Source organism: Gluconacetobacter entanii, from assembly GCF_003206495.1.
GTDB classification, from domain to species: Bacteria; Pseudomonadota; Alphaproteobacteria; order Acetobacterales; family Acetobacteraceae; genus Novacetimonas; species Novacetimonas entanii.
In genome coordinates this window covers 79297-88010 of record NZ_NKUF01000011.1, presented here as the reverse complement: position 1 = coordinate 88010, position 8714 = coordinate 79297, and the positions used below count along the sequence as shown (strand labels likewise).

Here is an 8714-nt window from a genome sequence, read left to right as displayed (position 1 = left end):
GCGAATGGTATGCTGTCAGATGCCAGCTCGCCATCATGTTCGATGATCGTTTCCCAATGGCCTGAAAAAGTGCCACCGCACAAAATTCTACACAGTCTCGCGTGGCTGTCCGCGATCAGCGCATGCACGGCCCGCGCCGACAGCCACATGCTGGCAAAATCGGGATAGGTCTGTCCGTTCCATAAGGGGGCAAGGCCGACCGAACCGATGGCAAAACGGAATCCACGCTGCCCGTCGATACCGAACAGTACACTCAATGCCGGGTCCGCGCCGGTTTCCTGCCCCAGCACAAGCAGATGCCCCGCATCGCCCGCATGCATGTGGCGCTGTACCGTCAGGAGGTCGAACAGGCTTTCATCTTCGATCGAATGTTCGATATGCGCCTTTACATAGGTCATGAACAGCGGGTTGCGGACATCGGTGACACCGCGCGGGCAGAAATCGAATCCCCACCAGCGTGACATCTTGACCAGGTGAAAGGCCAGTTCATTGCGCAGGCGCGTCAGTTCGGGTGGGTTTTCGCCCTCGTTACACAATGCCTGAATATCGCGGAACCGCGTGGCCAGTGTGTTGGCCTGTGCGGCGAAGGACGTGCGCGGGTTGAAATAATCAAGGAACAGGGCGGGGCGGGAATGTTCAAGGTGCCAGTCCGGGCTGCATCCTGTGGTTTCGGGCATGATGGCTTGATCCCTGCACGGAAAAAAAGATGCGGCATCGCCCGCAGGCAGGTGGGCGATGCCGCAGAGTTTTCACGGAGGTAGGGCTGGGAAATCGACGGTTGGGGAACTGTCTGATACGCCGTGAGTTCCTTTTTCATATTGCAAACGAATATCAATTGCAACAAGAAAGTCGCAACAGGACCGGCCATGCAGGCAAGGGCAAGGATCTGGTGTGCGTTGCCATGCGCCGGTCCGGATGGATATCGCGCGGATGCGGGGGAGGTTCCCCGCCCGTGGCGACATTAATAGTTTTGAAATCGAAACATTCTTTCAGAAAACGTTCACATTCCCCAAGGAAAATCAGGACTATGGTCCGCTGGTCCATTGGTCGGCAAAGGATGGATCATGCAGGATACGTCACGTGAAAAGAAACAGGACTTCATTGAGGAATGGCGTCCCGCGCTTGTCTTGGTATGGAAGGGGCGTCGGCATGTGGATGCCGGAAACATGCCGCCGTTTTCACAGGATTTTTCCTCTTGCGATGGTGCGCCTGTGGATGACGAGGATGCCTATATCCACGACGAATTCTGAACATGCTGCGTGGGTTGCGCATTTGCGGCGCCGTCTGACAGCGGAGCAGGTTCCCGTATGAGCCATACGCCCGGTCACGATCGCGGCATGCTGGACAAGATCCGCATGCGTGAAGAAATCCTCGATGACCTTGATGAAGAAATCGAGCTTGAACTTGACGATGCGCGCCTTGGCTCGGGCCGGGCGTGCGATCCGCTGGACTTCCGGCAGACCTATTTTCGCGATCTTCTGCGACTGCAGGGCGAACTGGTGAAGGTGCAGGACTGGGTCAAGGAAACCGGGCATCGTCTGGTCGTGATCTGCGAAGGGCGCGATGCGGCGGGAAAGGGCGGCGTCATCAAGCGGATCACGCAGCGCCTCAACCCGCGCATATGCCGCGTTGCCGCCCTGCCTGCCCCCAATGACCGCGAACGCACGCAATGGTATTTCCAGCGATATGTCAGCCACCTGCCTGCCGCGGGTGAAATCGTGCTGTTTGACCGAAGCTGGTACAACCGTGCAGGCGTCGAACTGGTGATGAATTTCTGTACCGACGCGGAATATGAGGAATTCTTCCGCTCCGTGCCGGAATTCGAGCGGATGCTGGTGCGCAGCGGGATCCAGATCGTCAAATACTGGTTTTCAATTTCCGACGATGAACAGGAACTGCGATTCCGCGCCCGTATGGAAGATCCGCTGAAACAGTGGAAGCTCAGCCCGATGGATCTTGAAAGCCGCCGGCGGTGGGAAGCCTATACCCTGGCCAAGGAAATCATGCTGGAACGCTCCAACATCCCGGAGGCACCATGGTGGATCGTCCCGGCCGTCAACAAGAAGAAGGCGCGCCTGAACTGCATCAGCCACCTGCTGTCGCAGATTCCCTACCAGGATGTGGAAAGACCTGAAGTGACCTTGCCGGAACGTGTCTTCAGCCCGGATTATATCCGCCAGCCTGTTCCTGATGACATGATTGTTCCGGAATTGTATTGAAAAAGCAGGCGGGCATGTCACCCTCCGTATGGTGGCTGGCGGCAGTCCCACGGGGCTGCGGTCTGTATGTGGCGCGTTATCGTGATTTCATTATTGTGAGATGTTATGCGGAAACATTATCTACTATCAGTGCTGTGCACGTCGTTGTTCATGGCTTCCGGAAATTGCATGGCGCGGACGTCGGCACCTGCGAAAGCGCCTGACGCGGGATACCTGACGCCCGCGACGCAGCCTGATGCGACACAATACCTGCCGCCTCCGCCGCAGGCGGGGTCGGCGCGACAGGCGGCGGACGACCATGCCTTTCAGTCCACACGCGGACTGAAAGGGGGCGCACGCTGGGCGCTGGCGACATCCGATGCGGACCTGAGCATGGAATCCCTGCTGCGCAGCTATTCCTGTGCTGCCGGGTTTACGCTTGATGCCCGCAAGGCACCGCGCCTTGTCGCGCTGATCGCCCGGATGGATGCCAGTGAACGTGCCACGACGCGTTACGCCAAATCCACATGGCACCGCCCGCGTCCCTTTGTGGGAAATGACCAGCCGATCTGCACGGAATCGGATCGCGCCCATCTGGCCACGTCCGGGGCCTATCCGTCGGGACATACGATTCTGGGCTGGAGCACGGCGCTGGTGCTGGCGGAACTGCTGCCGGACCGGTCAACGGACATCCTGCAACGCGGGCGCGTGTTCGGTGAAAGCCGCATCGTCTGTGGCGTGCACTGGGCCAGCGACGTGCTGGAAGGATACGTGACCGGGTCGGCGGATATTGCCGCCATGCATGGCAATCCGGCATTCCGTGCCGATCTGGATGCCGCGCGGACGGAACTGGAGGGTCTGCGTCAGGCTGCCTCCAGGCCCAACGCGCAGGCCTGCGCGATCGAGCATGACGCCGCGACCCATTCGCCCCTGTGATGGAACCGTGCGGGGAAAGGCGCGTCTTTCCCCACCTGCGTTCATGTACATACCAAGAGACCCCCGCCGCGTTATCGTGAAACCGGGGCTGGAACTGGAAAAAAGACTGATGGACAAGGCCATGCTGACACGCAGGCACGCACTCATACTGGCGGGGGGCGCGGTGATGTGTTCGGTGCGGCCGGGTCATGCCGCACCATCCCTGGCGCCAGTGCCGCTGGTGATGGCGCACCGGGGCGCGTCCGCCCTGCGTCCGGAACATACGCTGGCGTCCTATGCCAAGGCCATTGCGGATGGGGCCGACTATATCGAACCCGATCTGGTTCCCACCAGCGACGGCGTACTGGTGGCGCGCCACGAAAGTAACATCGCGGGTACTTCGGATGTGGCGGATCACCCGGAATTCGCATCGCGCAAACGCACTATCGTCATTGATGGCGTGTCGGAGACGGGGTGGTTCACGACGGATTTCACGCTGAAGGAACTCAAGACCCTGCGCGCACGCGAACGCCTGCCTGCGGTGCGGGCGCACAACACGCGCTATGACGGGCATTTCGATATCCCCACGTTCGAGGAGGTCATTGATTTCGTCGCGGCGGAGGCTGCCGCGCGGGGACGTGTGATCGGCCTGATTCCTGAAATCAAGAACTCGACGCATTTCCACAAGCTCGGCCAGACGCCGGAGGAAACGTTCCTGCAGGTGATCGGGGCGCACGAATATACGCGCTACTGCCCGCTGGAGGTGCAGTCCTTTGAAACCACGAACCTGAAGATGCTGTATGGCAGGGTCAAGGCGATCAACCCGCAGGCGCGCCTGATGTTCCTGATGGGGGAGCGTACGCAACGGGTGCCCGACCTTGTGGCGTCAGGCCATGGGGCGACATTTGGCGACCTGATGACGCCTGCGGCCCTGCGTGACGTGCGGCAGTACGCCGATGTCATCGGTCCGTCGAATGTCGATATCATCCCGCGTGACGGGGCCGGGGCATGGCTTGCGCCATCGTCCCTGATCGAGGATGCGCATCGGGCGGGGCTGCTGGTCCATTCCTATACGTTCCGTCCGGAAAACTGTTTCCTGCCGCTGCAACTGCGTAATGCGATGGGGGACAATGCCCGCAATCCCGAAGGATCGATTGCGGAAATCCGGCGTTACCTCGATCTCGGGCTTGACGGGTTTTTCACCGACGATCCGGCACTTGGCCGCCAGGCCGTGCGGATGTAATCCCGCGTTAAGTATAAGAAGTTTTTGGTGAAGCTTTTTTCAAAAAGCTTCAAAGCAGCACCCGAAATCCCTTATTTCTTAACAATCTCTTTATGCTCGGCTGAACTTTCACGGGCATAACAGAAAAAAAGGGGGGCTGGCACATGATGCGCCAGCCCCCTTTTCATAGATCCTGTCAGGAGCAGGTTCAGCTTCCCTGAAGCCCGCGCAGGACGTCCGCCGGACGCACCGGCATATGACGCAACCGCACCCCGACAGCATTGAAGATCGCATTGCCGATGGCCGGCCCGACCACTGTGGTGCCGGGTTCACCCAGACCCATCGGCTTTTCGGTGCTCGGCAGGAACTCGATGTCCATTTCCGGCGTATCGGCGATACGCAGCGGGGTATAGGTATTCAGGTTCCGGTCCACAGGCTGTCCGTTCACGATTTCCGTGTTTTCGAACAGAACCATGCTCAGGCCCCACAGGGCCGCGCCCTCGGTCTGGGCACGTGCGCCATCGGGATCGACCACGGTGCCCGCATCCACCACGATCGTCAGCTTCTCACAGCGGACAACCCCGGTGGAACGGTCCACGTGAACCTGCGCACAGCATGCAATCCATGTCGGCATGCCGCGTTCCTGACCCGCCGTCGTGCAGATGCCCAGCGCCGTGTCCTTGGGCAGGTTCTGCTTGCCCCAGCCGACCTTTTCCGCCAGACGACGCAGGACCGCAGCCTGCCGCAGCGCGCCACCGACCGCATCGGGGGCCTCGCCCTTGTTGCGGCCCGCACCCGTCAGCATGTCCAGACGGAACTGCACCGGATCCTTCTTCTGCGCATGGGCGACTTCATCAAGGAAGCATTCCACCCCCCAACTGGTCCAGCCGGGACTGACCGAACGCAGCCAGCCGGGACGGAATGTCTTTTCCGCCAGGTCGTTGCGCAGGGCACGCACGCGGAATGCACCGACCTCGTACCAGTGATCGGCACCGGCGATGGCGAACTGGTCATACGGCACGTCATTCACGCCCTTGGACATGAACGCTTCGGCCATGACGCCGGTGGGCCAACCGGCCGCCGCCTGGTAATCCATGGCGGTGATCTTGTTGGACGCATCGAACGCCATGCGCACCCGCTGCACCGAAGGGGAGCGGAAGGAGTCGAACACCATATCGTCCGAACGCGTCAGGATCAGCTTGACCGGCTTGCCGCCCAGCGCCTTGGAGGCAAGGGCGGCCGGGATCATGTAATCCCCGTTCAGGCGACGCCCGAACCCGCCACCCAGCAGGTAGCTGAGCAGCAGCACCTTGCTTTCGGGAACTTCCAGCGCCTTTGCCAGTGTCGGCAGGATCAGCGACTGCCACTGGTTGCCGGCATGGATCTCGTACACGCCATCCTTGACGAAGGCGAGGGCGTTCGTCGGCTCCAGTTGGTAATGCAGGACGGAGGCGCAGGTATATTCCTTGTCCATGACCGTATGGGCCGAACTGAACGCCTGATCCACGCCATCGTCGTTGAAGACGTAGACGCCACCTTCCTTGTGGTTGATCAGTTCGCGGCCACGATCCTGGATGTCGCGCTCATTGACATGGGCGGTCTCGCCGGGGATCCAGTCCACCTTCAGCGCGTCGGTCGCCCGGATGGCGGCGGCATAGCTGCTGGCGAGCACCACGACCCATCCCTGCACGACGCCCGACGGGTCATCGATCTTCAGGTAACGGATATAGCCCTTGATCTTGCGCGCCTCGCTGTCGTCAACCGAACGCACCTTGGAGCCATAGCGCGTCGGCGGCATCTTCGGGCGGGCATAGACCATACCCTCGACCTTCGCGTCGATGCCATAGATGGCCTCGCCCGTGGTCTTGGCGGGAATGTCGAGCGCCTTCTTGAGTTCGGAATTGCCGATCAGGCGACGCTCGCTCGCGGGCTTCAGGGGCAGCTTGGCCATCTCTTCGGGCGTGAAGGAGTGGCTGGGATGTCCCTGTGCGACAATGTCGCCAAAGCTGATCTGCTTGCCGTTGGCGGCGGACACGATGCTCTGGCTGACGGTGCACTTGTCCGGCGTCGTGCCGAGCAGGCGCGCGGCTTCCTCCACCAGCGCCGTGCGCGTTGCCGCACCCGCCTGGCGGAAGACATCCCACGTCATCCATACCGACCAGCTTCCGCCGGTCACCATCAGGCCCCACTTGGGATCGGTATCGACGTAATTGATACGCACCTTTTCCCAGTCGGCCTCCATCTCGTCCGCGATGATGCGGGCAAGGGCGGAGCCGATATGCTGGCCCATTTCCGCACGGATGATGTTGACCGTGATTTCCCCATCCGGCGCGATCGAACACCAGATGGTCGGCTCGAACGCCCCGTCGCCGGGGCCGGATTTGTCAAGCGGGAAGATCTGGTTGGCCGAGGCCTGCCGGGCGAAGCCGAACATGACGCCAGCCCCCAGCGAGGTGACAAGGAAGCCACGCCGGGACAGTCCCTGTCCGGCGCCGGAGCCTTTTCCGGTAAGAAAACGGTTCAGTCTACCCATTTGACGAATCTCCGCGTGCGGCTGCCGCGGCCTTCTTGATGGCCTCGCGTATGCGAATGTAGGTCATGCAGCGGCACAGGCTCCCGGCCATGACCGCGTCGATTTCCTCATCCGTGGGGGAGGGATAATCCTTGAGCAGGCTGACGGCCTGCATGATCTGCCCGGACTGGCAGTAACCGCACTGCGGCACCTGCAGTTCACGCCAGGCAACCTGCACGGGATGCTTGCCCTCGGGGTCGAGTCCCTCGATCGTGGTGATGTCAGCGCCTTCGGCGGCGCTGACGGGCGTGATGCACGAACGGGTGGCGCGGCCGCCGATATGCACGGTGCAGGCACCGCACATGCCGATGCCACAGCCGAACTTCGTCCCGGTCAGGCCGACTTCGTCACGGATCACCCACAGCAGGGGGGTATCTTCCGGGACGTCAACGGTGACTTCGCGTCCATTGAGGTGAAAGGTCGTCATGTTCTAGCTCCGTCTTTCATCTCAATGAGAAGAGGCGACAGGAGAGGCAGCCAGCGTCTTGCGGACATCCGCGGCTTTCTTCTCAAGGTCGGTCCAGGGTTTCAGGGTCGTCCGCGTGGCGCGCAGGTAGGCGGCCAGACGCGCAAGGTCCGCGTCGGAGAAGGAATGATAGAAACTCGGCATCGAGGCGGTGGAGATGCCTTCCGTCGTTCCAATTCCGTGCAGGATCACCTGATACAGGTTGGTCGGTTCATCCAGCCACAGCGCGTTGTTCAGCGCCAGGTCCGGGCGGCCTTCGACAGGCTGCGGGCCGGCATTGGCGTGGCATGCGGCGCAGGCCCCGGCATACAGCCGTGCGTTCGGGTCCGTCTTCGGGCCAACCAGGTCACGCATGGAGGCCTTCATCGCCCAGGCGATGGCCTTGGGATCCTCGCTGACGCGGCTTGATGCCTTGTCGATATCCGCAAGGTAGTGCGCGATGGCATGCACGTCGGATTCCGGCATCTCGCTCAGGCCGCCATGGACGACCGGCGACATCGGGCCCGCGGCACTGCCATGCAGCGGGGCGGAGCCATAGCGCAGGTACTTGAAGAACTCGTCCTCGGTCCACACGACCGGGGTCGGGTTGTGTTCATTGAGCGGGGGCGCGATCCAGTTATCGACCGGCGCACCGTCATAAGGCGCGCTGCTCTTTTCCGCGCCCATGGCGTTACGCGGCGTATGGCAGGCGGAGCAGTGGCTCAGCCCTTCGGCCAGGTACGCGCCACGGTTCCATTCCGCATCCTTGGCGTTGTTGTTCTTCAGCGGCCCTTCATGCAGGAAGAGCAGCTTCCACCCGGCCTGTTCGAGGCGGATGTTGAACGGGAAGGCGACCGTGTTTTCGCGCTTGACCGAATGGACCGGCTCACGCGTCATCAGGAACGCATAGACATCGTCGATGTCCTGATCCGTCATGTGTGTGAAATGGTCGAACGGGAAGGCAGGGAACAGCTGCGTGCCGTCACGCGAAATGCCCTTGCGCATCGCCCGCTTGAACGCCGCTTCGGACCAGTGGCCGATACCGGTTTCCGGGTCTGGCGTGATGTTGGAAGAGAAGATGGCGCCAAAGGGCGTATCCATCTTGTAGTCGCCAGCCAGTTCGATCCCGCGCTTGCCATCGGTGCGGGTATGGCACTCCGCGCAGTAGCCGCCAGCGGCGAGCACGCGGCCGTGTTCGATCTGCGCCTTGCTGAAAGAGGAAGGAGGTGGCGGTGCGACCGGAGAAATCTCCGGATACCACGCGTAAGCAAGGAATCCGACGCCTCCGGCGACACCGATTCCCACAATCGCTGCTGCAATGCGTTTAATCACGATGTTCTCGCGGTTGTGAAAGTCATTAGA

7 protein-coding genes and 1 pseudogene are annotated in these 8714 nt (G+C 61.3%); 4 read left to right on the top strand and 4 right to left on the bottom strand.

Annotated elements, in window-relative coordinates; all coding sequences use genetic code 11:
- Nucleotides 1-677 (bottom strand): annotated as a pseudogene (locus tag CFR72_RS07195) (hypothetical protein); the annotation flags it as partial.
- A 387-nt stretch (nucleotides 678-1064) separates the two neighbouring features.
- On the opposite strand from CFR72_RS07195, the gene CFR72_RS07190 reads away from it, so the two are divergent.
- From CFR72_RS07190 to CFR72_RS07175, 4 genes are all read left to right on the top strand, one after another.
- Nucleotides 1065-1250, top strand: a complete 186-nt coding sequence (locus CFR72_RS07190; RefSeq protein ID WP_146220673.1) for a hypothetical protein — start codon at nucleotides 1065-1067, stop codon at nucleotides 1248-1250.
- 57 nt (nucleotides 1251-1307) lie between these two features.
- Nucleotides 1308-2219, top strand: a complete 912-nt coding sequence (gene ppk2, locus CFR72_RS07185; RefSeq protein WP_208629985.1) for a polyphosphate kinase 2 — start codon at nucleotides 1308-1310, stop codon at nucleotides 2217-2219.
- Between the two features lie 168 nt (nucleotides 2220-2387).
- Nucleotides 2388-3134 carry an acid phosphatase gene (locus tag CFR72_RS07180; protein ID WP_110913306.1) on the top strand — a complete coding sequence of 249 codons (747 nt, stop codon included), beginning with the start codon at nucleotides 2388-2390 and terminating at the stop codon, nucleotides 3132-3134.
- A gap of 121 nt (nucleotides 3135-3255) precedes the next feature.
- Nucleotides 3256-4356, top strand: coding sequence for a glycerophosphodiester phosphodiesterase (locus CFR72_RS07175; RefSeq protein WP_110913319.1), 1101 nt, complete (start codon nucleotides 3256-3258; stop codon nucleotides 4354-4356).
- A 187-nt stretch (nucleotides 4357-4543) separates the two neighbouring features.
- Here the strand turns inward: CFR72_RS07175 and CFR72_RS07170 are convergent, their stop codons facing one another.
- The 3 genes from CFR72_RS07170 to CFR72_RS07160 are packed head-to-tail and all read right to left on the bottom strand — an operon-like array spanning nucleotide 4544 to nucleotide 8684.
- Nucleotides 4544-6868 (bottom strand): xanthine dehydrogenase family protein molybdopterin-binding subunit, encoded by a 2325-nt coding sequence (locus tag CFR72_RS07170; protein ID WP_110913305.1) that lies wholly within the window; start codon nucleotides 6866-6868, stop codon nucleotides 4544-4546.
- On the bottom strand, nucleotides 6861-7334 hold the full coding sequence (locus CFR72_RS07165; protein WP_110913304.1) for a (2Fe-2S)-binding protein: 474 nt from the start codon (nucleotides 7332-7334) through the stop codon (nucleotides 6861-6863). Before CFR72_RS07165 ends, CFR72_RS07170 begins: the two co-directional genes overlap by 8 nt.
- 21 nt (nucleotides 7335-7355) lie before the next feature.
- Nucleotides 7356-8684 carry a cytochrome c gene (locus CFR72_RS07160; protein WP_110913303.1) on the bottom strand — a complete coding sequence of 443 codons (1329 nt, stop codon included), beginning with the start codon at nucleotides 8682-8684 and terminating at the stop codon, nucleotides 7356-7358.
- Nucleotides 8685-8714: the final 30 nt, after the last annotated feature.